The sequence below is a fragment of the Skermania sp. ID1734 genome (genome assembly GCF_007489285.1).
Classification (GTDB): domain Bacteria; phylum Actinomycetota; class Actinomycetes; order Mycobacteriales; family Mycobacteriaceae; genus ID1734.
On sequence record NZ_VLIY01000002.1, the window covers coordinates 365,509 to 391,411 of the forward strand.

At 65.9% G+C, this 25,903-nt stretch carries 25 protein-coding genes; 5 read left to right on the forward strand and 20 right to left on the reverse strand.

Annotation, left to right across the window (positions count from 1 at the left end; translation table 11 throughout):
• Nucleotides 1–1,122 (reverse strand): Xaa-Pro peptidase family protein, encoded by a 1,122-nt coding sequence (locus FOS14_RS03705; protein ID WP_143768893.1) that lies wholly within the window; start codon nt 1,120–1,122, stop codon nt 1–3.
• A 19-nt stretch (nt 1,123–1,141) separates the two neighbouring features.
• Between FOS14_RS03705 and FOS14_RS03710 the strand changes: the two genes are divergently transcribed.
• On the forward strand, nt 1,142–2,083 hold the full coding sequence (locus FOS14_RS03710) for a 5'-3' exonuclease (protein ID WP_143768894.1): 942 nt from the start codon (nt 1,142–1,144) through the stop codon (nt 2,081–2,083).
• 390 nt (nt 2,084–2,473) lie between these two features.
• On the opposite strand, the gene FOS14_RS03715 is transcribed toward FOS14_RS03710, so the two are convergent.
• From FOS14_RS03715 to pafA, 9 genes are all read right to left on the reverse strand, one after another.
• Nucleotides 2,474–3,076, reverse strand: coding sequence for a DUF4190 domain-containing protein (locus tag FOS14_RS03715; protein WP_143768895.1), 603 nt, complete (start codon nt 3,074–3,076; stop codon nt 2,474–2,476).
• A gap of 233 nt (nt 3,077–3,309) precedes the next feature.
• Nucleotides 3,310–3,951, reverse strand: coding sequence for a DUF4333 domain-containing protein (locus FOS14_RS03720; RefSeq protein ID WP_143768896.1), 642 nt, complete (start codon nt 3,949–3,951; stop codon nt 3,310–3,312).
• 51 nt (nt 3,952–4,002) lie between these two features.
• Nucleotides 4,003–6,708: an RNA helicase gene (locus tag FOS14_RS03725; RefSeq protein ID WP_143768897.1), complete on the reverse strand. Its 2,706-nt coding sequence runs from the start codon at nt 6,706–6,708 to the stop codon at nt 4,003–4,005.
• Between the two features lies 1 nt (nt 6,709).
• Nucleotides 6,710–7,642, reverse strand: a complete 933-nt coding sequence (gene tatC / locus FOS14_RS03730; RefSeq protein WP_143768898.1) for a twin-arginine translocase subunit TatC — start codon at nt 7,640–7,642, stop codon at nt 6,710–6,712.
• A 120-nt stretch (nt 7,643–7,762) separates the two neighbouring features.
• Nucleotides 7,763–8,014, reverse strand: a complete 252-nt coding sequence (gene tatA / locus FOS14_RS03735) for a Sec-independent protein translocase subunit TatA (protein WP_143768899.1) — start codon at nt 8,012–8,014, stop codon at nt 7,763–7,765.
• Entirely contained in the window at nt 8,002–9,087 is a 1,086-nt protein-coding gene (locus FOS14_RS03740; RefSeq protein ID WP_143768900.1) for a 2-dehydropantoate 2-reductase, read from the reverse strand. Before FOS14_RS03740 ends, tatA begins: the two co-directional genes overlap by 13 nt.
• Entirely contained in the window at nt 9,084–10,064 is a 981-nt protein-coding gene (locus tag FOS14_RS03745; RefSeq protein WP_143768901.1) for a YafY family protein, read from the reverse strand. Before FOS14_RS03745 ends, FOS14_RS03740 begins: the two co-directional genes overlap by 4 nt.
• A 91-nt stretch (nt 10,065–10,155) precedes the next feature.
• On the reverse strand, nt 10,156–11,139 hold the full coding sequence (locus FOS14_RS03750; protein WP_185981598.1) for a YafY family protein: 984 nt from the start codon (nt 11,137–11,139) through the stop codon (nt 10,156–10,158).
• A 54-nt stretch (nt 11,140–11,193) separates the two neighbouring features.
• Entirely contained in the window at nt 11,194–12,552 is a 1,359-nt protein-coding gene (gene pafA, locus FOS14_RS03755) for a Pup--protein ligase (protein WP_185981599.1), read from the reverse strand.
• Nucleotides 12,553–12,610: 58 nt separating this feature from the next.
• On the opposite strand from pafA, the gene FOS14_RS03760 reads away from it, so the two are divergent.
• Nucleotides 12,611–14,080: a bifunctional phosphatase PAP2/diacylglycerol kinase family protein gene (locus FOS14_RS03760; protein ID WP_143768902.1), complete on the forward strand. Its 1,470-nt coding sequence runs from the start codon at nt 12,611–12,613 to the stop codon at nt 14,078–14,080.
• 3 nt (nt 14,081–14,083) lie between these two features.
• On the opposite strand, the gene prcA is transcribed toward FOS14_RS03760, so the two are convergent.
• The 5 genes from prcA to FOS14_RS03785 all read right to left on the reverse strand — a co-directional run bounded on the left by prcA (nt 14,084) and on the right by FOS14_RS03785 (nt 17,874).
• Nucleotides 14,084–14,812 (reverse strand): proteasome subunit alpha, encoded by a 729-nt coding sequence (gene prcA / locus FOS14_RS03765; protein WP_143768903.1) that lies wholly within the window; start codon nt 14,810–14,812, stop codon nt 14,084–14,086.
• On the reverse strand, nt 14,809–15,672 hold the full coding sequence (prcB, locus tag FOS14_RS03770) for a proteasome subunit beta (protein WP_255450040.1): 864 nt from the start codon (nt 15,670–15,672) through the stop codon (nt 14,809–14,811). Before prcB ends, prcA begins: the two co-directional genes overlap by 4 nt.
• Complete coding sequence (locus FOS14_RS03775; protein ID WP_143768904.1) at nt 15,669–15,863, reverse strand: ubiquitin-like protein Pup; 195 nt, start codon at nt 15,861–15,863, stop codon at nt 15,669–15,671. The genes prcB and FOS14_RS03775 overlap by 4 nt, the downstream gene beginning before the upstream one ends.
• Before the next feature lie 94 nt (nt 15,864–15,957).
• On the reverse strand, nt 15,958–17,457 hold the full coding sequence (dop, locus tag FOS14_RS03780; protein ID WP_143768905.1) for a depupylase/deamidase Dop: 1,500 nt from the start codon (nt 17,455–17,457) through the stop codon (nt 15,958–15,960).
• Nucleotides 17,458–17,502: 45 nt separating this feature from the next.
• Nucleotides 17,503–17,874: a nitroreductase family deazaflavin-dependent oxidoreductase gene (locus FOS14_RS03785; RefSeq protein WP_370512159.1), complete on the reverse strand. Its 372-nt coding sequence runs from the start codon at nt 17,872–17,874 to the stop codon at nt 17,503–17,505.
• A gap of 161 nt (nt 17,875–18,035) precedes the next feature.
• Here FOS14_RS03785 and FOS14_RS03790 point away from each other — a divergent pair, with 161 nt between their 5' ends.
• Nucleotides 18,036–19,211, forward strand: coding sequence for a type III PLP-dependent enzyme (locus FOS14_RS03790; RefSeq protein ID WP_143768907.1), 1,176 nt, complete (start codon nt 18,036–18,038; stop codon nt 19,209–19,211).
• The gene (gene speD, locus FOS14_RS03795; protein WP_143768908.1) at nt 19,201–20,433 is read left to right on the forward strand and encodes an adenosylmethionine decarboxylase; all 1,233 of its coding nucleotides are present in this window, start codon (nt 19,201–19,203) and stop codon (nt 20,431–20,433) included. Before FOS14_RS03790 ends, speD begins: the two co-directional genes overlap by 11 nt.
• Before the next feature lie 48 nt (nt 20,434–20,481).
• Here the strand turns inward: speD and arc are convergent, their stop codons facing one another.
• Nucleotides 20,482–22,239, reverse strand: coding sequence for a proteasome ATPase (gene arc, locus FOS14_RS03800; RefSeq protein ID WP_143768909.1), 1,758 nt, complete (start codon nt 22,237–22,239; stop codon nt 20,482–20,484).
• A gap of 145 nt (nt 22,240–22,384) precedes the next feature.
• On the reverse strand, nt 22,385–23,227 hold the full coding sequence (locus FOS14_RS03805; RefSeq protein ID WP_143768910.1) for a tRNA (adenine-N1)-methyltransferase: 843 nt from the start codon (nt 23,225–23,227) through the stop codon (nt 22,385–22,387).
• Between the two features lie 76 nt (nt 23,228–23,303).
• On the opposite strand from FOS14_RS03805, the gene FOS14_RS03810 reads away from it, so the two are divergent.
• Nucleotides 23,304–24,194, forward strand: a complete 891-nt coding sequence (locus FOS14_RS03810; protein WP_143768911.1) for a RecB family exonuclease — start codon at nt 23,304–23,306, stop codon at nt 24,192–24,194.
• A 2-nt stretch (nt 24,195–24,196) separates the two neighbouring features.
• On the opposite strand, the gene hisG is transcribed toward FOS14_RS03810, so the two are convergent.
• Genes hisG through FOS14_RS03825 form a run of 3 tightly spaced genes read right to left on the reverse strand, consistent with a single transcriptional unit; the run spans nt 24,197 to nt 25,859 of the window.
• Nucleotides 24,197–25,048: an ATP phosphoribosyltransferase gene (gene hisG, locus FOS14_RS03815; RefSeq protein WP_143768912.1), complete on the reverse strand. Its 852-nt coding sequence runs from the start codon at nt 25,046–25,048 to the stop codon at nt 24,197–24,199.
• Between the two features lie 57 nt (nt 25,049–25,105).
• A complete protein-coding gene (locus tag FOS14_RS03820) occupies nt 25,106–25,387 on the reverse strand; it encodes a phosphoribosyl-ATP diphosphatase (RefSeq protein WP_185981609.1) in 282 nt (93 codons plus the stop codon).
• A gap of 16 nt (nt 25,388–25,403) precedes the next feature.
• A complete protein-coding gene (locus FOS14_RS03825; RefSeq protein ID WP_143768914.1) occupies nt 25,404–25,859 on the reverse strand; it encodes a hypothetical protein in 456 nt (151 codons plus the stop codon).
• Nucleotides 25,860–25,903 lie beyond the last annotated feature (44 nt).

A 25,903-nucleotide genomic window follows, 5' to 3' on the forward strand; every position in this document is an offset into this window, starting at 1 on the left:
CTACAGCACCGTCAATCCGTGCGGCTGGTTGTTGAGCACCTCGCAACCGCCTTCGGTGACAACGACGATGTCCTCGATGCGGGCGCCCCACTCGTCGCGAAAGTAGATGCCCGGCTCGATTGAGAACGCCATCCCCGGCAAGAGCGAAAGACCGTTGCCGGCAACGATGTACGGCTCTTCGTGTACGGAGATTCCGATGCCATGACCGGTGCGGTGCACGAACGCCGGCCCCATCCCGGCGGCGGCGATGACATCGCGGGCGGCGGCGTCGATCTGCTCGGCGGTCACTCCCGGCGCCACCGCGGCGACGGCCGCCGCTTGGGCCTGCTCGAGCACCGCGAACTTCTCGGCGACTTCGGGAGCAGGATCGCCCATGCTGTAGGTCCGGGTGCTGTCCGAGTTGTATCCCGGCGGCACCGGCCCCCCAATGTCGATGACCACAATGTCGCCGGATTCGATGACCCGGTCGGACACTTCGTGATGCGGATCTGCTCCGTGCGGGCCCGAGCCGACGATGACGAAGGCGGCCTCGCTATGGCCCTCGTCGATGATCGCGCGGGCGATGTCGGCACCCACCTCCCGCTCGGTGCGGCCCGGGCGGAGCCACTCCCCCATTCGGGCGTGCACGCGGTCGATTGCCGCTCCGGCCCGACGCAATGCCTCGATTTCGCTGGCGTCCTTGATCATCCGGAGCTCGCGCAGGATGGGCGTGGCCAGCGCCGGCAGAGCGCCGAAGACGGCGGCGAGCGGAAGCAAGTGCAGTGCGGGCATCGCATCGGCAACCGCCGTGCGCGGCGACGGCTTGAGTACCGAGGCGGCGAGTTGATAGGGATCGGCCCCGTCGACCCAATCGAGAACCGGTAAGCCGAGTTCGGCGATCGCCGAGTCGTTGTGCGAGGCCAATTCCAGCTTCGGAATCACCATGCTGGCCCGGCTGCCGTCGCTCGGTACCACCAGGCAGGTCAGCCGTTCGAAGGAACTTGCGGCCGAACCGACCAGATACTGCAGGTCCGGTCCGGGCGTGACCACGAGCCCATCGAATCCGGCATCGGCGGTCAGTTGCGCGGCCCGATCCAAGCGCTGCCGGTACACCTGCGCGGGGAAGCGTGTCGCCGTCGTCATACGCCCTAGGCTATCGGCTATGACTGGACCTCTTCTGCTGCTCGACGGTGCCAGCCTGTGGTTCCGCGCCTTCCACGCGATTCCTGCCTCGATCACCGCCGAGGACGGGCGCTCGGTGAATGCGTTGCGCGGGTTCACCGACATGGTGGCCGCGCTGATCAACCGGCACTCGCCGGCGCGGCTGGTCGTCTGCCTGGACCTCGACTGGCGTCCGCAATTCCGGGTCGACGCGGTGCCGTCGTACAAGACGCACCGACTGGCACCCGATGGCGCCGATGAGAATGTCGAAGAGGTGCCGGACCTGTTGACGCCGCAGGTCGACATGATCCTCGAGGTACTCGAGGCGGCCGGTATTGCGACTGCAGGTGCGGAAGGCTTGGAGGCCGACGACGTGCTCGGCACGCTAGCGACCCGCGAGCGGACCGACGACGTCGTGGTGGTCTCGGGTGACCGGGATCTGTTGCAACTGGTGGAGGATCGTGAGGTGGCGGTTCGGGTGTACTACGTCGGCCGCGGTCTGGCGAAGGCCGAATTGTTCGGACCTGCCGAAGTAGCCGCCAAATACGGTGTGCCCGAAGCGAATGCCGGTGCCGCCTACGCCGACCTGGCCACCTTGCGTGGCGATGCCTCCGACGGGCTGCCCGGTGTGAAAGGCATCGGGGAAAAATCGGCGTCGTCGTTGATCATGCAGTTCGGCTCCATCGAGGCTCTGCGTGCGGCGGTGCGCGATCCCGAATCCGATATGGCGCAGGGGGTTCGAGCGAAACTCGCGGCGGCCGAGGACTATTTGGAGGTTGCCACGACAGTCGTTCGAGTGGTGCGCGACGCCGATGTGCACTTCTCGCGACCGGACGTGCTGCCTACCGAGCCGGCTGACCCGCAGCGGTTGCAGGAATTGGCCGTCGAGTTGAATGCCGAGAGTCCGGTCAAGCGGTTGGTGGAGGCGATGAAGGGCCGCTGAACGGTACGTCCAGTCGAGGAATATGGTCCCCGACTGGGCGTTGAGTTTCAGCGAGGACAGGTGTTCCACGTTGCAGCCGGACTACGCGAAGCTACGGCTTTCGATGTAGAGAGGAAAGAACATCTCCGCGAGCAAGAGACACGCAAAGAACCATTGGACTGGTGTTTCGAGTCGAAATGTGCCCACCGAATATACAACGGGTCGTCCGCTGCTGGCACACGCTCGCGCGTCACGGTATACCCATAGAGCCACGGAGAACACGACAGCTGACAGCACCGCCGCGATCGATAGAGCGCCTTGGGTATTTGCGGCTGGAACCGAGAATGGCATTGAATCGTCCTGCGGGTGTGTAGCAGTGTAGTAGTGCTAAAGCCGACGTCACAGTTCGTCCTACGATGCAGTTAGGAACGCAAGAATGACGAATAGGATGAACAGAACGGAGATATACCCGAGTATCAGACCTGTCAGGGCCATACCTCGGCCTTGTTCACCTGTGCGGCGGATCTGCGAGCAAGCAATATGCCCGATCGGTATCGCTATGACTGGAAATACGAAGCCGAGCACCAGAGCTGCAATCGCCAGTGAATTCGTGCGCGGATTTATTGGCTGGTATCCGACGGCGCGATCAGCGGTGATGGCCAGTCCGTCTGGCGTGTAACCGACAACAGGATAAATAGGGCGGCCGTCGGCCGTGTAGGCGATTGGCGCTGCGGGAGGATTCGAAGTACTCGACCGAGTGGCGGCGCGGATGATTACCACGACTGTACCGAGAACGAAAACAAGGATTCCCAGGGACCACAACGCGGTGATCTTAAAAGCAAAGCCAGCAACAAGGAGGAGGAATCCGAATATAGGCCCTGCGAAGAAAGGCCAAAGCGCAGCCTGCGCCGGACCATCGCTTTCTGAATATGGTGATGTCGAGCCGCGTGGTTGCGCAAATTGTGGACGTCGCCCATCATCGAAATGCCGCTCGGTTCCACTGGGATGAATCATTCGTAGCTGCTCAACTTTCGCCCTTTTGTCCGCCGCGTAGATTCGCCACGCGAGCGAGCTAGGCGGATCACTAGTCGGATGCTAGACGAATTCTGAAGCCAGCAGTGTCGGTCAATTGAATGAATCGCGACGCTGTTTGGAAATACGGTGTGGAAATTGGATCAGCGACCGCTGGCTACTCTGACTTCGTGCTATCAAGACAATCCCGCTTCGACGGAATTGTTGAATGCTGACTAACCTGGGCGGCCGACCTCATAGGTCCCATTGTCGTCGGTGAACGTGACCGTCACGTCCTTGTGCTCGCCGTCGATGGTGACGGTGCAGGTGAATTGCGCGTCCTTCTTCACCTCGACGCCGCTCGGGCAGCTCACGCCCGAAAGATTCTGCACGCCATAGGATTCAGTGAGCACCTTCTTCACGCCGTCCTGTGCGGCGTTCTGGTCCAGCAGCGTCTTGTGGGTAAAGAACAGGACCAAGGCCACAACGACCGCGGCGACAACCACCAGCGCGACGGCTCCACCAATGAGCGGCAGCTTCGACTTCTTCTTCGGCGCGCCGATAGGCTGCTCACCCGGCGGCTGACCCCAGGGCTGTTCCGGTTGACCCCACTGTTGACCGGGCTGGTTCCACTGGCCAGGCTCGGCCGGCCACTGCTGGCCCGGTTGTTGGGCGTACTGCTGTCCGGGCTGGCCGTATTGCGGAGCCGGCTGACCGTATGGCGACGACCACTGCTGCTGTTGGCCTTGCTGTGGGTGCTCGGGTTGCGGTTGCCACTGTTGCTGCGGTTGCGGCGACCACTGCGGCTGCTGCCAGCCCTGTTCCTGTGGGCGTGCCCACTGGTCCTTCGGCTCGTTGGGGCCGTTAGGGCTGCTCATTGCTCGCCTCCTCTGTGATTTCCGCTAACACGTTAGCCCGCCGTGCCGCGCTCACGCCGCGTCCACGGCGACGACACCCCGGCGGACCGCCCGGACCGCCTTGGCGGCCGCCTCGCGGACCTGCGGATCATCGGCCGTGGTGCGCAACTGGTCGAGCAGGTCGATCACCTGCCGGCACCAGCGCACGAAGTCGCCCGCGGGCAGCGGCTTGCCCGCGTCACCTGCGGCAAGCAGGGCCTCGACGAGCGCCTCGCCCTTCGCCCACTTGTAAACCGCCGATACGAAACCGAGATCGGGCTCACGCATCGGCGGCAACTTGTGTCGGGCCTCGTCCGCACGCAACTCAGCGAACAACCGCATCGTCTCGGTGATGGCGTGCCGTATCGGCCCGGTCGGGCCCGTGACGCCGACGTAGCCGTCCGACTCACGCCGCGATTCGTAGACGACTGTGGAGGCCACCGCGGCGAGTTCGGCGGGGCTCAGGCCGCTCCATGCCCGGTGTCGCAGGCACTCGGCGATCAGCAGGTCGCTTTCGGCGTAGATCCGGCTCAGGGCGGCGCCATCCTCGGTGACTGCGCCGTTGACGATGTATCCGCGCTCGGACAGCAACGCCGATATCCGGTCGAATGTGCGGGCCAGCGAATTCGTTGTGGTGGAAACCTTTTGCCGCATCGACTCGGTTTCGCGGACGAGTCGCGCATAGCGCTCGCCCACCCGGGCGAGTTCCTCGCGGTTCGGCCAACTGTGGCAGGGGTGGCTCCGCAACGCGCGTCGCAACTTGGCCAGCTCGGCATCCTCGCCTGCGTGTGATTTGCCGCGTTTGGTGCGACGCGGCGCAGAGATGCCGGTGCTGCGCAACGCCGACGCCAGGTCACGACGCCCGCGGGCGGTGCGGTGATCGATGTGCTTGGCCAGCCGCATTCGACCTAGCGCCTCGGCGGGTGCGGAAAAATCGGCCGCGGACAGTCGACCGGCCCATTTGTCCTCTGTCACCACGAGTGGCCGTGGGTCCGCGCCACCGTCGGACTCCAGCACGACGGCCAATCCGGCTCGCCGGCCGCTCGGCACCGCGATGACATCTCCGCGGCGCAGCGCAGCCAGCGATTGCAAGGCGGCGGCGCGCCTGTCGTCACGTCCGCGGCGTTCCAATTGCCTCTCCCGGGCTTTGATTCGCTCACGCAACTGCGCGTATTCGAGGTACTCGCCGCCCTCGCCACCGAGGCTCTCGCGTAACTGCACTAACGCCGTCTCGTTGCGCTCGATCCCGCGAACCAGCCCAACCACCGACCGGTCGGCCTGGAACTGCGCGAACGAGCGCTCCAGCAGGTTGCGCGCTTCGGTCGTACCCATCCGGTCGATGAGGTTGATCGTCATGTTGTAACCCGGCCGGAACGAGCTACGCAGCGGATACGTGCGCGTGGACGCGAGCCCGGCGACCTCGGTCGCGTCGAGGTCCGGATGCCACAGCACCACCGCATGACCCTCGACATCGATGCCGCGTCGCCCGGCCCGCCCGGTCAGCTGGGTGTACTCCCCCGGCGTCAAATCGGCGTGCGCCTCGCCGTTGAACTTCACCAACCGCTCGAGCACCACCGTGCGGGCGGGCATATTGATGCCCAAGGCGAGTGTCTCGGTAGCGAATACGGCGCGGACGAGCCCACGGACGAACAACTCCTCGACGGTGTGCCGAAACGCCGGCAGCATCCCTGCGTGGTGGGCGGCCAGTCCTCGTTCGAGCGCTTCACGCCACTCCCAGTACCCGAGCACCTCGAGGTCGGCCCGCGGTAGCTCGCCGGTGTGTCTGTCGATGATCGCGTCGATCTCGCCGACTTCGTCGTCGGTGGTAAGCCGCAGCGTCGAACGCAGGCACTGCGCCAGCGCCGAATCACATCCGGCGCGGCTGAAGATGAAGGTAATCGCCGGCAGCAGGCCTTCATCGTCCAGCCGCCTGATCACCTCCGGCCTGGGCAGCGGCCGAAAGTCCGGGCGACCGCGCTGGCCCCTGCCCCGCGGTTGCCACTGCCGGTCCAGTGCCAACGCCTCCCGCTGGCGCAGGTGGCGCAGCAAGTCCTGATCGACGATCACGTTCTTGCTGCCTGGCTTGTGCGCCCTGGTGTCGAAGAGGTCGAACAACCTGCGGCCCACCATGATGTGCTGCCACAGCGGCACGGGACGGTTTTCGTCAACCACCACCGTCGTGTCGCCGCGCACGGTTCGCATCCAGGCACCGAACTCCTCGGCGTTGCTGACCGTCGCGGACAGGCTTACCAGCCGGACCGCTTCGGGCAGGTGCAGAATCACTTCCTCCCAAACGGCGCCGCGGAACCGGTCGGCCAGAAAATGCACCTCATCCATCACCACGTGCGAGAGTCCGCGCAGCGCATCGGAATCGGCGTAGAGCATGTTGCGCAGCACCTCGGTGGTCATGACGACCACCGGCGCGTCGGGGTTGATGCTCTGGTCGCCGGTGAGCAACCCGACGGAATCGCGGCCATACCGTTGCACAAGGTCGGCGAACTTCTGGTTGCTCAGCGCCTTGATCGGCGTCGTGTAGAAGCATTTGCCCTCCGACGCGAGCGCTAGATGCACCGCGAACTCGCCGACCACCGTCTTACCGGCACCCGTTGGGGCGCAGACCAGCACGCTGTGTCCGGATTCGAGCGCAACACACGCCTCTGCCTGGAAAGGGTCGAGAGCGAACGCCAACCCGGCGCTGAAGGCGCTGAGTTGGGTGCCGAAATGGGCCTGGGCTGTCACGTCACAGCGTGTCGGAGAAGTCGGTGGCACGCGTGAGCGGTTCCGGCGTGGGGATGGTCGATGCCGTAGGAATGACCGATGGACGGTCGTCGGGCAGCGCCTGCTTGGCGGCGGCAAGCCGGCGCGCCTTGCGCTTGTCGTTGATTCGGGCGATCTGGATGGCGACCTCGAGCAGCACGGTCAACGCCAACGCCAACGCGAGCATGGAGAACGGATCTTGGCCGGGCGTCGCGATGGCCGCGAAGACGAACAGCGTGAAGATGAGGCCGCGCCGCCACGACTTGAGCCTGCGGTAGGGCACGACACCGACCAGGTTCAGCGCGACGATCAGCAGCGGTATCTCGAAGCTGACCCCGAAGATCACCAGCAGGTTGATGATGAAGCCGAAGTATTGGGCGCCGCTCAGCGCGGTGATTTGGACGTTGTCACCGACGGTCAGCAGGAAGTGCAGCGCCTTGGAGACGACCATGTAGGCGAGGACGGCCCCGGCCACGAAGAGGCCCGCGCCGCACGTGACGAACGAGACGGCGTAGCGGCGCTCCTTGGCATACAGGCCCGGCGTGATGAACGCCCAGGTCTGGTACAGCCACACCGGGCAGGCGAGCACGATGCCAGCGGTCAGGCCGACCTTGAATCGCAGCATGAACTGCTCGAACGGACCCGTGGCCAGCAGCCGGCACTCGCCCGTGCTGCTCAGATTTGCCCGCGCCTGCGCCGGTAGCGAGCAGTACGGCCCGCGAAGCAGGTCGCCGAGGCTTTCGATTCCGAAGATCTGGTGCGAGTACCAGAAGAAGCCGACGGCCGTCGTGACGCAGACGGCGGCGAGCGAGATGAGCAACCGCTTGCGCAGCTCGTAGAGGTGCTCGACCAGCGACATGGTGCCGTCCGGGTTGGTCCGGCGACGGCTGTGCCGCGGGTCGAAGGGGATGCGCACTGGGTCTCCTACAGCCGGATCAGCATTCTCACGCGTCAAGCCGGGATGCCGTACGCATCCCGTGCGTGAAATTTCACCGCCCGCGGTGAAATTTCACGCACGGGGGGTTGCAGCGGACCGTCAGGCCGACTTCTGCTGCTCGGTGTTTACGGTGGGGGCCGGCTGCGGACTTGACTCCGGTAGCTGCGCTTGCGCCGCTGGTTCGGCGGGCTTCTGCGACTTGCCGTCGTTCTGCATCTCCTTGATTTCACTCTTGAAGATGCGCAGCGACTGACCGAGGCCACGAGCCGCGTCGGGCAGCCGCTTGGAGCCGAAAAGAACCACCAGCACCACCAAGACGATCGCCCAGTGCCACCAGCTCATCGCGCCCATAGTTTCCTCCCGAATCGAGATACGTTCGATGCTACCGAACGAATTGGCGATCGCGGTTCCGACCGCAATTCGGCCAGCAGTTCTCGTCCCGTCCAAGTGCGCCGTTCGCCCGATTCCGCCTGCCGAATCAGCTCGATCAACCGCGCGTTGACCGGCGTGGGTACCCCGACGCGCTCGCCGAGCCGGACGATTTCGCCGCTGAGCCAATCGATTTCCGTGCGCCGACCGGCGTCGAGATCGTCGGCCATCGAGGAGCGGGCGAGCGGATCGATGGCGATGACCTGGCCGAATACCCGGGTGAACACGAAATCGGGGACAGTAAGCAGCCGCGGCATGAGCGCGGGCGGCACCGGAGTAAGCCGCGCCGGTTGGATGCCCGCGCGGTCGAGCACGGCGAATGCCTCGCGCTGGGCCAACGACACACAACACCGATAGTCGCGCTGACTCAACTCCTCACGCAGCGGCAATCCGGAAAGCGCGTTCACCGCATTGTTGAGATTGAGGATCAGCTTGGCCCACTGCACCGGCAACAATTCCGTTTGCCGGACCAACTGCAGACCCGCAGCGTCGAAAACCGGGGCCAGAGCGTCGAGTCGCGGGTGGTCGGAAATTTCGATGTCCCCGTCGCTGCCCTGGTGGAACCGTCCGTCGCCGTGGTGAACGACGTTGTACATCACCATTCCGGCCAACACCGTCGCGGTGGGTAAGTGTGTGCGCAGCACGTCGGCGTTGCCTATCCCGTTCTGCAGGCTGATCACCACCGTGCCGGGTTGCACGAGTTCGGCCAGCGTTTTTCCGGCGGCTTCGGTGGCCGCGGACTTGACCGTCACGAACACGAAGTCGGCGGTCGCGGCCGCGGTGGGTGCGGTATCGACATCGAAACGCTCGGGTGGCACGTCGACGCGGGTGCCGTGCAGATCGGACAGATGCAGACCGTGGGCGCGCAGTTCGGTCGCGATCCGCTCCCTCGCGATGAAGCTCACCTCGGCGGCGTCGGTCGCGGCGAGCCGCCCGCCGACGTAGCAGCCGATGCTGCCTGCTCCGAAGATGCAGATGCGTATTTTGTCGGTCATTGCGCCTGGTCGATTTCCTGGTAGGCGGCGAGCGCGGCGTCGGCGCGTTCGCGGACGGCGGCGACGAGTTCCGGCGGGTCCAAGGCCGTCACCGCCGACCCGAATCCGAGAATCATCCGGGCCATCCAGTCCAGCGTGGCGAACCGCATGGTCGCTTCCACCGCGCCCGAATCGTCGATGCCGATCTGCTCCATCGGGTATTGATCGAGCACCCAGGTGCTCGATGAATCGATCCGCAGGCGGGCGATCGGTAGCGTGGAATCCTCGCTGAACAATTCGGAGGCAGGATCGTCGGCGGCGACAGTGCTCGGGGGCCGCGCCGGTTCGTCGAGCGCCGTGGCGGCCTCGATTCGATCGAACCGAAACAGCCGCACCGCCTCGGCCTGCCGGCACCACGCCTGAAGGTAGCTGTGGTTGTCCAACAACACGATTCGGATGGGATCAACAATTCGCTCGGTGACCGCATCGCGGCTCGCTGAGTAGTAGACGAGACGCACCGCGCGTGATTGAGTTACTGCCGAACGCACCTGCGCTGCAGCGGGATCCTCGATCGTCGCGGCGGGTGCGGGCACCGGCATGGTGCCGTTCTGCTTCTCGGCTGCCGCCCCCGCGGCCGCTTCGATCTTGGCGATGGCCCGCTGCGCGGCACTCGGATCGACCATGCCGGGCATCTCGACTATCGAACGCAGCGCTACCAACAACGCCGTCGCTTCCGTCGAGGTGAGCCGGACCGGCCGGTCGATGCCCGCGGAGAATGTGACTTCGATGCTCTCTTCGGAAAACGACAGGTCGATAAGGTCACCCGGCCCATAGCCGGGCAGTCCGCACATCCACAGCTGATTCAGGTCGCTCATCAACTGCTTGGTGGTGACGCCGAGGTCCGCGGCCGCCTCCGCCGCGCTGATTCCGGGGTGCGCCAGGAAGTACGGCACCATGTTGAGCAGCCGGCTCAACCGGCTCGACAGCCGCGCGCTCACTGTGGTCCCCCGCCGATCATCACCGCGGCTCCGCTGCCAATTGTCACCGCAGCTCCGTCGCCAATTGTCGCCGCGGTTCCGTCGCCGATCATCACTGCCGAACCTCGCTGGTCAATGCCGCGCGCAAGCGTCCGAGGACGGCCGCACGCAGATCGGCGGGCTCGAGCACGAGCGCATCCGGGCTGTGGCTCGCTATCAGCCGCGTGATCCAGTCGCGGGACCGAACGGGAACCTCGACGACGGCGCCATCGCGGCCCGCGATCCTTCGGGCGCCGGTCGATGTACCGAGGCGGCGGATCTCGTGGGCCTTACCCTCGGCAATCCACAGCGTCGCCGTGCCGGTCACTGCCGAGGAGCCGACCACCCGGTCGACGGTCTCGCGCAGATCCAGGCCTTCCGGCCTGCGCACCGCGTTGACCGGCCCGAATGCGGTGACGTCGGGCGCGATCCTGGATAGGCGGAAGGTCCGCACGGCGTCGCGATCGCGGTCATGCCCGACCAGGTACCAGCGGCCTCGATAGGTCACCACACCCCACGGCTCGACCGTGCGCCGACGGTACGGCTCGGTCGGGGTGCCGCGGTGGTCGAAATGCACCGCCTGACCGGCGTCGATGGCCGCGAGCAGTTTGCCCAGCGCCGGCTCGGAACCACGGGTGCGCGCGCCGACAGCGGTCACTGCGGCACCGGGCTCGACTTGGACCCCGGCCGCACGCAGTTTCAGCAGCGCGTTGTGCGACGCCGTGGTCAGCTCGGGCGACTCCCACAGTTGCACCGCGACCGCTACCGCGGCCGCCTCAGCGCTGCTGAGTTCGATGTCCGGCAACTCGTAGGCGTCGCGGTTGATCCGGTAACCCTCGATGGTCGAATAGCGCGACGGCGGGCCCGTTTCCAGCGGAATGCCGAGATCGCGCAGCTCGTTCTTGTCCCGCTCGAACATCCGGCTGAAAGCCTCGTCGCTCGCGCAATCCTCGTAACCGGCGACGCTGCGCCGGATGCGGTCCGCGGTGAGGAACTGCCGCGTCGACAGCAATGCGATGACCAGATTCATCAATCGCTCGACCTTCGCAACAGCCACGCGACCAGCCTAGTTCGCCGGATGGCGAACACTCGCGCGACGCTCGCGCGGGTCTCACATCGATGAGATCAACCGCTCCACGCGCTCGTCGACCGACCGGAACGGGTCCTTGCACAAAACCGTGCGCTGGGCTTGGTCGTTGAGCTTGAGGTGCACCCAGTCGACGGTGAAGTCGCGGCCCGCCTCCTGAGCGGCCGCGATGAAGTCACCGCGCAACTTCGCGCGGGTGGTCTGCGGCGGCGTACGCACCGCCTCGTCCACCATCTCGTCCTCGGTGACGCGCTTGGCCAGCCCCTTGCGCTGCAACAGATCGAAGACTCCGCGGCCGCGTTTGATGTCGTGGTAGGCCAGATCGAGCTGGGAAATCTTGGGATCCGACAGATCCATGTTGTAGCGATCCTGATAGCGCTGGAACAGCTTGCGCTTGATGACCCAGTCGATTTCAGTGTCGACCTTGGCGAAGTCCTGCCCCTCGACCGCGTCGAGCATGCGGCCCCAGAGATCAACGACCTGCAGTACCTGCGGATCCGGTTCGCGGTTGCGTAGGTGCTCGACCGCGCGGCTGTAGTACTCGCGCTGGATGTCGAGCGCACTGGCCTGGCGGCCACCGGCCAGCCGTACCGGCCGGCGGCCGGTGAAGTCGTGACTGACCTCGCGGATCGCCCGAATGGGGTTGTCCAACGCGAAATCGCGGAACGACATGCCCGCTTCGATCATCTCCAGCACCAGCGACGCGGTACCCACCTTCAGCATGGTGGTGGTCTCGGACATGTTCGAGTCGCCGACGATGACGTGGAGGCGGCGGTACTTTTCGGCGTCCGCGTGTGGTTCGTCGCGGGTGTTGATGATCGGCCGGGAGCGGGTGGTCGCCGAGGACACGCCTTCCCAAATATGTTCGGCGCGTTGGGACAGGCAGAACGTGGCCGCCTTCGGAGTTTGCAGAACCTTGCCGGCGCCGCAGATCAACTGGCGGGTGACCAGGAACGGCAGCAGCACGTCGGAGATGCGGGAGAACTCGCCGGCACGCACCACGAGGAAGTTCTCGTGGCAGCCATACGAATTGCCGGCCGAGTCGGTGTTGTTCTTGAACAGGTAGATGTCCCCGCCGATGCCCTCCTCGGCGAGGCGTTGCTCGGCGTCGACGAGCAGTTCTTCGAGGACCCGCTCGCCCGCGCGGTCATGGGCCACCAATTGCAGCAGGCTGTCACATTCGGCCGTTGCATACTCCGGGTGCGAACCGACGTCGAGGTAGAGCCGAGCACCGTTGCGGAGGAAGACGTTCGAGGACCGGCCCCACGACACGACACGACGAAACAGGTACCGCGCGACCTCGTCCGGGCTCAGTCGCCGATGCCCGTGAAAGGTGCACGTGACCCCGAACTCGGTCTCGATGCCCATGATTCGTCGCTGCACACCATCGACAGTACAACCAGCGCACGGCCCAGCGGTGGAACTGCATACGCTGTCGCATATGACCTTTTTCCGTGGTGTCCAAAACACCGGTTCCGCAGTGCGTTCGTTCGACGAACGCCTCGTCGCCGCCAGCGCCGGGCTGCGCCCCACCGGGCTCGACGGCACAATGCTCGCGCTCAGCAAGGCGGCCAATCACAGCCTGCTCTGGACGGCTGTCACAGGCGGGCTGGTGGTCGCCGGGGGCCGTGCGCGTCGGGCCGGGATCCGCGGGATCTTCGCGGTGGCGGGCGCCAGTGCAGTGGCCAACGGACTGGCCAAGCCGCTGTTTCCGCGGCGCCGGCCGCCGGCGGAGGCCGTGCCGCAGCTTCGCCGGCTCTTCCGTCCGCCGGTGTCGTCGTCGTTCCCCTCGGGTCATGCGGCGTCCGCCGCGGCATTCGCCACCGGGGTCGCCGTCGAATCACCCGCGCTGGGACTGGCGGTGGCGCCGTTGGCCCTCGCGGTCGGCTATTCGCGCGTTCACGTCGGCGTGCACTGGCCCAGCGACGTGGTGGCGGGCTTCGCGCTCGGCTCGCTGGTGGCGGTGTCGACCCGTCGCTGGTGGGCGGTGCGGGCCGAGGAGCCGGCGTCTGTGGGACCTGCAGTCGAGGCGCCCGCGTTGATCAACGGTGACGGGCTGCTCCTCGTCCGCAATCCGGGCTCGGGCAGCGCCGACGGCATCGATGCCGTGCGCAAGCGATTGCCGCAGGCGCGAGAACTAGAACTCGACATGGACAAAGACCTGCGCGAACAGATCAATGCCGCCGTGGACGAGCATCGGCCCGCAGCGCTCGGTGTGTATGGCGGAGACGGCACTGTCCTGGTCGTCGCCGATGTCGCCGTCGACCGGCATCTGCCGTTGGCGGCCTTCCCCGGCGGCACCCTCAATCACTTCGCCCGCGATGTCGGTGCAGCCGAGATCGAAGCGACCTGCGCCGCGGTCGAGTCGGGATCGGCCGTGTTCGTCGACTTGGCCGAAGTGACTGTCGACGGCGATAAGCCGCGCACTTTCGTCAACACGGCAAGTCTCGGCGGATACCCGGACTCGGTTCGGTTGCGGGAGAAGTGGGAACCGAGATTCGGCAAGTGGCCGGCGGCCGCGTTGGCGATGCTGCGTGTTCTCGCCGCCGCCGAGCCGTTGCATGTGCATCTCGACGGCCGCAAGTCACTGATCTGGATGCTGTTCGTCGGCAACGGCCGCTACACCCCCACCGATCAGGTGCCGATGTCACGTCCAGACCTCAACCGCGGCACCATCGACGTGCGTTATCTGCGCGCCGACATGCGGTTCTCACGGTTGCGACTCACCACCGCCGGATTGACCGGAATGCTCGGCAGCTCACCCACCTACGTGCATCGATCGGTGTCGAGTTTCGACGCACAGGTCGACGGCCAGAAGGTGCGGATCGCGACCGACGGTGAGGTGACGGGCAACGGCCGGTCCTTCCGGTTCGCCAGCCGGCCGCACGCCGTGCGCCTGTATCGCGGGTAGTGGTCAGGACTTCGACTGCGGCAGCAGCGTTTCCAGGGTGGCGCCGGTGAGCCGGCGAAACGCCCGCCGCGGCCGGGTTTCGTCCAGTACCGCCACCTCGAGCGCCGACACCCCGATTACGCGCTTTTCCTTGTCGCCGTTACCCGCTGCCTCGGCTGCGCCGTCCTGCAGCGCCTGCACCGCAACACCGACCGCGGCCGAGAGTTCTAGCCCGGGGCTGTAGGAGCGGCGCAGTGCTGTGGTGATGGGCTCGGTGGTACCACCCATGACGACGAACTCGCGTTCGTCCCCGATCGAGCCGTCATAGGTAATCCGGTACAGCTGGCTGGGTTTTGGCTGATCCGGGTAACCGACCTCCGCCACGCAGATCTCCACCTCGTAGGGCTTGAGCTGGTCGGTGAAGATAGTTCCCAGGGTCTGTGCATAGGCATTGGCCAGCGTGCGGCCGGTGACATCGCGGCGGTCATAGGAGAACCCGCGGGTGTCGGCGTGCACGATGCCGGCCCGGCGCAGATTTTCGAACTCGTTGTACTTACCCACCGCCGCAAAGCCGACCCGGTCGTAGAGCTCGCTGACCTTGTGCAACGCCGTCGACGGGTTCTCCGCGACGAACAGCACGCCCTTCTCGTAGGTCAGCACGACGACGCTGCGGCCGCGGGCGATACCTTTTCGCGCGAACTCCGAACGGTCGCGCATGAGCTGCTCGGGAGCAGCGTAAAACGGCATCGTCATTGCAGCGCTTCCCCTTCTTCCGAACGCTCGGCAACCACGGCACGACCGATTTCCGCAAGCACCTCTGCGGCAACCATTTCCGCCCCGTCGGCCGTGATCACCGCCGCGGTCGGGTACACCCGGCGAACGGGGTCGGGCCCGCCGGTGGCCGAGTCGTCATCGGAAGCGTCATACAGCGCTTGGACGGCGACCCGCAAGGCCTCCTGCGAGTCCATGTCGCGGCGATACAGCTTCTTCATCGACGACTTGGCGAACATCGAGCCCGAACCCACGGCGTGGTACCCGGACCGTTCCTCAGTGCGTCCGCCGACCAAGTCGTAGGACATGATGCGTCCGGCCCGCTGCGGATCGGTGATCGAGGTGTCATAACCCACGAGCAACGGCACCGCGGCCAGTCCCTGCATAGCCGCCGGCAGGTTGCCGCGGACCATCGAGGACAACCGACTCGCCTTGCCGTCGAAGGTCAACGGCACACCCTCGATTTTTTCGTAGTGCTCGAGTTCCACCGCAAACAGGCGAACCAGCTCGATGGCGATGCCCGCCGTGCCCGCGATACCAGCGGCCGAATACTCGTCGGTGACGTAGACCTTCTCCACGTCCCGGCTGGCGATCAGGTTGCCCTGTGTCGCGCGCCGGTCACCGGCGAGCAGCACGCCACCGTCGAACGAGACCGCGACGATGGTAGTACCGTGCGGTGCGAGATCGGTTGCAGCAGAGGAGTTCTGCCAATCGATACGGTTGATGGGAAGCAACTCCGGGGCGTTGCGACGTAGGTGATCGCTGAATGAGGACAGGCTGGAGGCGAACGGTAAGCGTGCATCAGCAGCGGCTGACCCGAACACCGAGCGATCTGACGTCACTGGCCGCCCTTCTGTACGTACGCGCGCACGAAGTCCTCGGCGTTTTCCTCCAGCACGTCGTCGATCTCGTCGAGCAAGTCGTCGGTGTCTTCAGCGAGCTTTTCGCGACGCTCCTGTCCAGCGGAGCCATCACCAATGGGGCCCTCGTCCTCGTCCCCGCCACCAGTCCGTTTGGTCTGCTCTTGCGCCATGGCCGCCGACCTCCTTCTGCCGCTGTGTGTACTGAACTCCAACACTACCGAGCAGCGGTGACAAGTGTGTGCAGGCCGCGCGACAAACGCGGCGTCACGTTGTCAGCTGGTCCACCAGATCGGCCGCCGACGAAGCCGAGTCGAGCAGTTTGCCGACATGCGCCTTGCTGCCCCTAAGGGGCTCCAGCGTCGGAATGCGCACCAGCGAATCGCCGCCCAGATCGAAGATCACCGAATCCCAGCTGGCCGCGGCGATGTCGGCACCGAACCGGCGCAGGCACTCCCCGCGGAAGTACGCACGCGTGTTGATCGGCGGTGTTGTCATGGCGTCGAGCACCTGTTGCTCGCTGACCAGGCGCTTCATCGAGCCGCGGGCGACCAGCCGGTTATAGATGCCCTTGTCGAGGCGGACATCGGAATACTGCAGGTCCAGCATGTGCAGCTTCGGCGCGGCCCAACCCAGGCCCTCGCGTGTGCGGTAGCCCTCCAGCAACCGCAACTTGGCGGGCCAGTCCAACAGGTTCGCGCACTCCATCGGGTCGCGCTCGAGCAGGTCCAGAACCATCGCCCAGTTGTCGAGGATGTCGCGGGCGCGCTCGTCCTCACTACCCTGCCGATCGAGGAAGTTCGCCACCCGCTCGTGGTACTCGCGCTGAATCGCCAGGCCGGTCAGTTCCCGGCCGTCGGCGAGCGCGACGGTGGCCCGCAGCGTCGGGTCGTGGCTGATGGTGTGCACCGCCGTCACCGGCCGGGCCAATTGCAGGTCGGACAGGTCAACGCCGGCCTCGATCAGATCCAGCACCAGCGCGGTCGCACCCACCTTGAGGTAGGTGGCCATCTCGGCCAGGTTCGCGTCGCCGATGATTACGTGCAGGCGCCGATACTTGTCGGCGTCGGCGTGCGGTTCGTCGCGGGTGTTGATGATGCCGCGCTTGAGGGTGGTTTCAAGGCCGACCTCGACCTCGATGTAGTCGGCGCGCTGCGACAACTGGAACCCGGGCTCGTCACCGGACTGCCCGATCCCTACGCGGCCCGACCCGCAGAACACCTGACGGGACACGAAGAACGGGGTAAGCCCCACGATGATCGACGTGAACGGCGTGTCCCGGCGCATGAGGTAGTTCTCGTGCGTGCCGTAGGAGGCGCCCTTGCCGTCGACGTTGTTCTTGTACAGCTGCAGCCGCGGCGCTCCCGGCACACTCGAGGCGTGCCGGGCGGCCGCCTCCATCACGCGCTCCCCCGCCTTGTCCCAGATCACGGCGTCCAGCGGATCGGTGACCTCCGGGGCCGAATACTCCGGGTGCGCGTGGTCGACGTACAGCCGGGCGCCGTTGGTGAGGATCATGTTGGCCGCGCCCACCTCGTCGGCGTCGATCACGGGTGCCGGGCCGGTCAGCCGGCCCAGATCGAACCCGCGGGCGTCGCGCAGCGGCGACTCCACCTCGTAGTCCCAGCGCGTCCGCTTCGCGCGCGGCACTCCCTCGGCGGCCGCATAGGCGAGCACCGCCTGGGTGGAGGTCAAGATCGGGTTGGCAGACGCCTCGGTGGGCGACGAAATGCCGTACTCGACCTCGATGCCGATGATTCGCTGCATGACACGAGCGTATGCGACCGTGTGCGAGCCGCTCGGGTAGGCCGTCTAGCTGGTCGTATCGGACTCCGGCGCGACCTCGCAGTGCAGGTAGTGCGGTGCGGCGATGGTCGTTAGTACCTGCCGCACGCCGAAGGGCGCCCAGGCTGCGCTGGCGTCTTCGCCCAGGCGCGGTGCGGTCAGCCGGATGGTGCGGCCACGGGTCTCAATCAGACAGCCCCCCTCGGCGAGGACGTTTTTGACCCAGTCGCTGTCGACGCCGTAGGTCAGCGCGAACCGGTAACCGTCGTCGTAGGAGAAAACGCTGACCGGTGTGCGGTACTCGCGGCCCGATTTGCGGCCCTTGTGCACGACGATCGCGTAGCCGGGCAGGTGGCCGGCGACGGTTCCGGTGAGCCGGTTGGTGACTTTGCGGTTCATGGCTGCGATTGCACGTGGCAACGGCACGGCAGGTCCTCTCCGCCGGGTGGTGACGCCGCGGGGTGACTCCGCACGGCGCACCCAACATACCCACGGCGCCCGGGTCGGCATCGACCACCGGGCACTTCGCGGTCGCGGCCGGTCTCGGTGATACTTCTCGGGTGAGCGACCGCGCGACCCTGTCCCGGATTCGGGCTTTTCTGGACACTGCGAATCCGCCGACCCCGTGCCTGGTGGTCGACATCGACGCCGTTTCGGACCGGGCCGCGCTGTTGCAGGCGACCTTCCCCGGCGCGCGAGTGCTCTACGCGGTCAAGGCCAACCCGGCGCCGGCTGTGGTGCACGCGCTCGCCGAGGCGGGTCTCGGGTTCGATGTTGCCAGTGTCGGAGAAATCGACCTGTGCCTGGCCAACGGCGCCGACCCGGCGGCGATTTCGTTCGGTAATCCGATCAAGAAGGCCGCCGACGTCGCCCGCGCTTATGCCCTCGGGGTCCGTGAGTTCGTCACCGACGCGAGCGCTGATCTGGCCAATATCGCGATGCACGCACCCGGCAGCCGCGTCACAGCGCGCATAGCGATCGACGCACCGGATTCGGTGACGCCTTTCGGTCGCAAGTTCGGTTGCGCGCCCGAGATGGCTGTGGAGTTGCTCATCGACGCTGCGGCGGCTGGGCTGCGGCCGGCGGGGGTGGCCTTCCACGTTGGTTCTCAGCAGCTCGACCTCGCTGCGTGGGACATTGCCATGGCGGCGGTCGCGAAGGTGTTTGCGGCGGTCGCCGATCACGGCGTCACACTCGACACCGTCAACATCGGCGGTGGCATGGGTGTCGCCTACACGGGGCCGGCACCGAGGCTGGACGACTATGCGGACGCCGTTCGCGGCGCGCTGCGCCGGCATTTCCCCCGAGCGGGTCCCCGACTGGCGCTGGAACCGGGCCGGATCATGGTGGCCGAGGCGGGTTTGCTGCGGACCGAGGTGATCTTGGTATCGAAGAAGTCGAGTGCCGATGACCACCGCTGGGTATATCTCGATATTGGCCGCTACAACGGGTTGGCGGAGACCGAAAACGAGGCGATAACATACCAACTTGCCCTTGTACGCGAGCATGCCGACGCGGTGGGACCGGTGATCGTGGCCGGGCCGACTTGCGACGGCGACGACGTGCTCTACCAGCGCACGTCGTATCGGCTTCCGCTGGACCTGAGCAGCGGCGACCGGCTCGACGTGCTCGACGCCGGCGCCTACACGGCGAGCTATTCCTCGGTGGCGTTCAATGGCATCGACCCCCTTCGTACGTACTGCTTATCCGGCGGGAGACTGATAGATGAATGCTGAGTTCGGAGCGTTTGCCGGCAGCCACGTGCTCGCCGAATTCGATGGGATCGACTCCGAACTGCTCGACAGTCCCGAAGCGCTCGAGACGTTGCTGCACACGACGCTGACCGACGCCGGGGCCACCGTGTGCGGCGTCGTTTCGCACCGGTTCGAGCCACAGGGCGTCACTGTGCTGGCCATGCTCGCCGAGTCGCACGCATCGATCCACACCTACCCGGAACGCGGGTCGGCCTTCGCCGACGTGTTCACCTGCGGGCACCGAGCCGATCCGCGGCGGGCCGTCGAGCTGATGTCCGCTGCGCTCGGCGCGGCAACGACGCGCACCACCATCGTTCCGCGCGGACTTGAGCAGCCGCGGCTGCTGCGTGAGCCCGTCGGCGACGGACTGGTCCGCAGCTGGCAACTCGACGAGGTTCTGTTCGAAACCGACACCGACTTCCAGAACGTGGTGATCGGCAAGACCGCGCAGGGCATCTCACTGTTCTGTGACGCCGAGCGCCAGAGCACCGAGGCGACCCAGCTGATCTACCACGAAGCGCTGATGATGCCCGGCTTCCTGCTGGCCGACCAGCTCGATCGCGTGTTGATCATCGGTTCCAGCGAGGGCGTCGCAAGCCAGTTGTCGGTAGCCGCCGGGGCAACCATCGTCGACCACGTGGACATCGACACGGCCGCTGTACGGGCCTGCGCCGAGTACCTGCCATATGGGTACACCCGCACCGAACTTGCGGCCGCAGAGGCCGGCGAGGGCCCGATCCGCGTGCACTACCGCGACGGCTGGGAATTCTTGGCGGAGGCGGCCGCCGGTAACACCCGCTACGACCTGGTCGTCATCGACCTGCCCGACGAGAACGACGACCCCGACGCCCAGCACAACCGCCTTTACGGCACCGAGTTCCTCGAGCGCTGCGCCGCCGTGACCCGCACGGGCGGCGTCGTGGCCACCCAGGCCGGGTGTCCGACGGTCTGGCGCAATCAGACGCTGCTGCAGGCCTGGCAGCGTTGGACCGACATGTTCGGCACCGTCGCCTACTTCGGCTCCGACGAACACGAGTGGGCGTTCTTCGCCGCGCGCGTCGATCCGATCACGGACCACACCGAGAAAATGGTTCGCCGGCTGGAGACCCTGCCATATCAGCCGAAGACGATGGACGCCGAGACAGTTCGTGCCAGTGCGGTTCCGCCGTATTCGTTGCGGTCCCGACCCCGTGCCCGTGCGTGATTTTTCACCGCGGGCGGTGAAAAATCACGCACGGGGCCAGGGTGGTGCCTACAGGTACTGGCCGGTGTTCGACTCCGTGTCGATGGCCCGGCTGGCGCTGGCGTTCTTGCCGGTGACCAGGGTGCGAATGTAGACGATCCGCTCGCCCTTCTTGCCGGAGATGCGGGCCCAGTCGTCCGGGTTCGTGGTGTTCGGCAGGTCCTCGTTCTCGGAGAACTCGTCGACGATGGAATCGAACAGGTGCTGGATCCGCAGACCGGGCGCACCGGTGTCGAGGACCGACTTGATCGCGTACTTCTTGGACCGGTCGACGATGTTCTGGATCATCGCGCCGGAGTTGAAGTCCTTGAAGTACAGGACCTCCTTGTCGCCGTTGGCGTAGGTGACTTCGAGGAAGCGGTTGTCTTCGCTCTCGGCGTACATCCGGTCGACAACCCGCTCGATCATGGCGGCCACGCACGCGTGGCGGTCGCCGCCGAACTCGGCGAGGTCGTCGGCGTGCAGTGGCAGGTGCTCGGTGAGGTACTTCGAGAAGATGTCCTGCGCGGACTCCGCGTCGGGCCGCTCGATCTTGATCTTCACGTCCAGGCGGCCTGGCCGCAGGATCGCGGGATCGATCATGTCCTCCCGGTTGGACGCGCCGATGACGATGACGTTTTCGAGACCCTCGACGCCGTCGATCTCGCTGAGCAACTGCGGAACGACAGTGGTCTCCACGTCCGACGACACGCCGGATCCACGGGTCCGGAAAATCGAGTCCATCTCATCGAAGAACACGATCACCGGGGTGCCCTCGGACGCCTTTTCGCGCGCCCGCTGGAAGATGATGCGGATGTGCCGCTCGGTTTCGCCGACGAACTTGTTCAGCAGTTCCGGGCCCTTGATGTTGAGGAAGTAGGACTTGGCTTCCTTGGCATCCTCGCCGCGGGCCTCGGCAATCTTCTTGGCCAGCGAGTTGGCGACCGCCTTGGCGATGAGTGTTTTGCCGCATCCGGGCGGACCGTAGAGCAGCACACCCTTCGGCGGGCGCAGCGCGTACTCGCGGAACAGTTCCTTGTGCAGGAAGGGCAGCTCCACCGCGTCGCGGATCTGTTCGATCTGCCGGCCCAGGCCACCGATGTCGCTGTAATCGACATCGGGCACCTCTTCGAGGACCAGATCCTCGACCTCCGCCTTGGGGATCCGCTCGAACGCATAGCCGGCCTTGGTGTCGACCAGGAGCGAGTCGCCGGGGCGCAGCTTGCGGATCGGCGACGTCGGATCTTCGATGTCATCGATTTCGGCGACACGAGCCAGTGGCTCGGCGAGCAGAACCACCCGTTCTTCGTCCGCGTGCCCGACGACCAGCGCACGGTTTCCTTCGAGGATCTCCCGCAGCGTGGTGATCTCCCCCACGCGCTCGTAATTGCCGACCTCGACGATGGTGAGCGCCTCGTTCAACCGGACGGTTTGGCCCTGCTTCATGGTGCTGACGTCGATGTTGGGTGAGCAGTTCAGCCGCATCTTGCGACCCGAGGTGAACACGTCCACCGTCTGGTCGTCGTGGGTGGCCAGCAGCACGCCATACCCACTCGGCGGCTGGCCGAGCCGGTCGACCTCTTCACGCAACGCGACCAGTTGCTGACGCGCGTCGCGCAGTGTGTCCATCAACTTGGTGTTGCGGATGGTCAGCGAATCGATGCGGGCTTCCAGCTCGCGCGCGCGGTCCGGCGAGTCCATGAGCTGACGGCGCAGGGCGGCCGCCTCGGCACGCAGGGCTTCGAGCTCGCGCCGGGCCGAGGAATCCGAGCTTTCAATGGGGCTCATGGTGCGCTCCTCCCAGTTCCGGTCTTACCACGCTACCGGCAGAACGACGGGTATGCGCAGCGACACCGTTGCAACGTGGTTACAGAAGATATGAAAGGTTTTACCCGCACCGGCGTCCGCGAACCGGTTTGTCGATCACGACATTTCAACCTTTTGACGGTCGCCGCTGCGGTTTCGGCGCCACGGTCCCCTCCGCCAGTCGGCGGGCACTGACCAAAAAGGCCGTGTGACCTTGCATGCGATGCTCGGGACGCACCGCGAGCCCAACGACGTGCCAACCACGCACCATCGATTCCCACGACCGGGGCTCGGTCCAGCACTGCTGCTCGCGCAGCGCCTCCACGACCTTAGACAGTTGCGTCACGGTAGCCACGTAAACGACCAGCACACCGCCGGGCACCAGCGCGCGTGCGACGGTCGGCAGCGCCTCCCACGGCGCGAGCATGTCCAGCACCACGCGATCCACCTGGCCGCCGGCGTAGTCCACGACGTCGGCGACGGTCAGTTCCCAATTCGCCGGTCGCTCGCCGAAGAACGTCTCCACGTTGCGCTGAGCATGCTCGGCGTGATCGGCGCGTACCTCGTAAGAGACGACGCTGCCCGTCGGTCCGACGGCGCGCAGCAGCGAACAGCTCAGGGCGCCCGAACCCGCGCCGGCCTCCAGCACCCGGGCGCCAGGAAAGACGTCGCCCTCGTGCACGATCTGGGCCGCGTCCTTCGGATAGATCACCGCGGCGCCGCGTGGCATCGACAACACGTAGTCGATCAGCAGCGGCCGCAACGCCAGATACGGCGTGCCGTTGGTGGACTTGACGACGCTGCCCTCGTCGGCGCCGATCAGGTCGTTGTGCAGAACGCCGCCGCGATGGGTGTGAAACTCCTTGTCCGGCTCGAGGACCACCGTGTAGTGGCGGCCCTTGGCGTCGGTCAGTTGCACGCGGTCGCCGATCCGAAACGGCCCGGTTCGTTTCGGCGTGGTCTCGCTCATTGGGGTTGCTGCTCTTCTCTGTCGTGTCCGGCGTGGGTGAGTAAACCTGTCGGTGCGCCGACCTACGCTGCCAAGTGTGACCCTGACCGCGCAGACGCTCGCGCCACCGGATGCCTCGAGGACGTGTGATGGCCCTGCTGAGTCCGTGTCCCGGCGGTTGGCGTTGTCACCGTCGCGGGCAGCGGATTTCAAGCAATGTCCGTTGAAGTATCGCCTGCGTGCCTTGGACCGGATCGCGGAGGTGCCGTCGCGGGTTGCCGCCCGAGGCACGGTCGTACATGCGGCACTCGAATCGCTGTACGCGCTCGAGAAATGCGAGCGGACGCTGGACCGCGCGCTCGACTTGGTCGAACCGGCCTGGACCGCGCTGCTCGCGGCCGATCCACAGTTGGCGGACGTCGTCGCCGACGTCGAGCGATTCGTCGCAGAAGCCCAAGAACTGGTACGGGCGTATTACAAGCTGGAGGATCCCACCCGGTTCGAGCCGGAGGCATGCGAACTGTTGGTGGAAACCGAACTCGACGACGGCACGCTACTGCGCGGCTTTCTCGACCGGATCGACGTTGCACCTGATGGTCGGGTCCGCATCGTCGACTACAAGACAGGCCGCTCGCCCGCGCTTGTCCGCGAAGCTCGGGCGCTGTTTCAGATGAAGTTCTACGCACTGATGATCTTGCGGATTCGCGGTGTCGTGCCCACCCAACTCAAGCTGCTGTATCTGTCCGACGGCGAGTCGCTGGTCTACGAACCCGACCGCGCGGAGTTGGCGCGATTCGAGCGCACATTGAGCGCCATCTGGAACGCCATCAGCGCCGCGGGCGCCACCGGTGACTTCCGGCCCAATCCCGGAAACCTTTGCGGCTGGTGCGACTTCAAGCAGTACTGCCCGGAGTTCGGCGGCGCGTTGCCGGACTACCCCGGTTGGCCGGATGCCGTTGACCACCCTGTGGGCACTTCGACCGCCTAGCCTCAGAAGGCGCGGCAGGAACGAATGTCCGATGCCAAGATGGCCTTGGCGCCGATCTCGGCGAGTTGGTCCATGACGACGTTGCTCTGCAACCGTGGGACCATCGCGCGAACCGCCACCCAGCTCTCTTCGGCCAGCGGCGACAGCGTCGGCGATTCCAGCCCGGGTGTAATGCGCACGGCCTGCTCGAGCAGCGCGCGCGGGCAGTCGTAATCGAGCATCACGTATTGCTGGGCGAAGACCACACCCTGGATCCGGGCGATCAACTGGTTGCGCGCACGATCCCGCGGATCCGAGCCAGTGCGCTCGATCAGCACACCCTCCGAATCGCACAACGTCTCCCCGAAGGCCACCAAGTTGTGCTGGCGCAGCGTGCGACCAGAACCCACCACGTCGGCGATCGCGTCGGCAACACCGAGCTGGATCGAGATCTCCACGGCACCGTCTAGCCGGATCACCTCCGCCTGCACGCCGTTTTTTTGCAGGTGCGCCAGCACCAGGTTCGGGTACGAGGTGGCGATGCGCTGGTCGTTCAGATCGGCGACGGTCCACTCGCGCCCGGCGGGCGCGGCATAGCGGAACGACGAGCGGCCGAACCCGAGCGCGAGCCGTTCGGTGACCGGCGCGCCGCTGTCGAGGGCCAGGTCGCGGCCGGTGATGCCGAGGTCCAGGTCACCGGACCCGACGTAGATGGCGATGTCCTTCGGGCGCAGGAAAAAGAACTCGACCTGGTTGGCCGGGTCGAGAACGGTGAGGTCACGCGAGTCGGTCCGGCGGCGGTAACCGGCTTCGTTGAGAATCTCGGCGGCCGACTCCGACAGCGCACCCTTGTTCGGCACTGCAACGCGCAGCATGGTGTGGACTTCCTTCCAGATGGCAGGCGCTTTGATGACAGGTCAGGGCGGTTCGGCTCAGAGATTCTTGTAGACGTCCTCGAGCGCCAATCCCCTGCCCACCATCAAGACCTGCACCCAGTAGAGGAGCTGCGAAATCTCCTCGGCGAGGCTCTCGTCGCTCTCATGCTCGGCCGCGAGCCAGACTTCACCCGCCTCCTCGAGCACCTTCTTGCCCTGGGCATGCACGCCGGCGTCGAGGGCAACCACGGTGCCCGAGCCCGCGGGCCGGGTAATGGCCCGTTCTTGCAGCTCTGCAAACAGGGATTCGAAGGTCTTCACGATCCACCATTGTTGCAGGTGGGGTCTCGGCGACCTATTCGGTGCTGGAGATGGTCAACTGGAACGTCGAACTCGACGCGCTCGCCGGGTTGGCGCCACAGACGATCGTGACCGTGAGCTGATGGCGCGAATAGATGTGTGCACACCCGCTCGAGGTGTCCGTGTGCAACTTCCAACCCAGCTTGGGCAGACGCTCGTCATAGAACCGTTCGAAGTCCTCCGACGACCCTTGCACGGTCCCCGAAACCACGGCGGTGACGCCGGTACCGGTGGATTCCTGCACCTTCAGACCGGGTGGCAACGGGAAGTCGCTCGGAAACAGCGCCGGGAGGCCGTCCGGCCGCGGTGGCAACAGCGTTGCAGTGGTGCTGGTGGTGGTGGACACCGCGCTGCTCGACGGCGCCACCGCGTGGTCGTTGCCATTCGAGCACGCCGACAGCAAACCGGCCCCGGCGATCAATGCCAGGATTCCCACGCGAGCGATACCCATCTTCACGCCTGGCCCTTCGTTGTGAGGTGCGATTCCAGCGACCC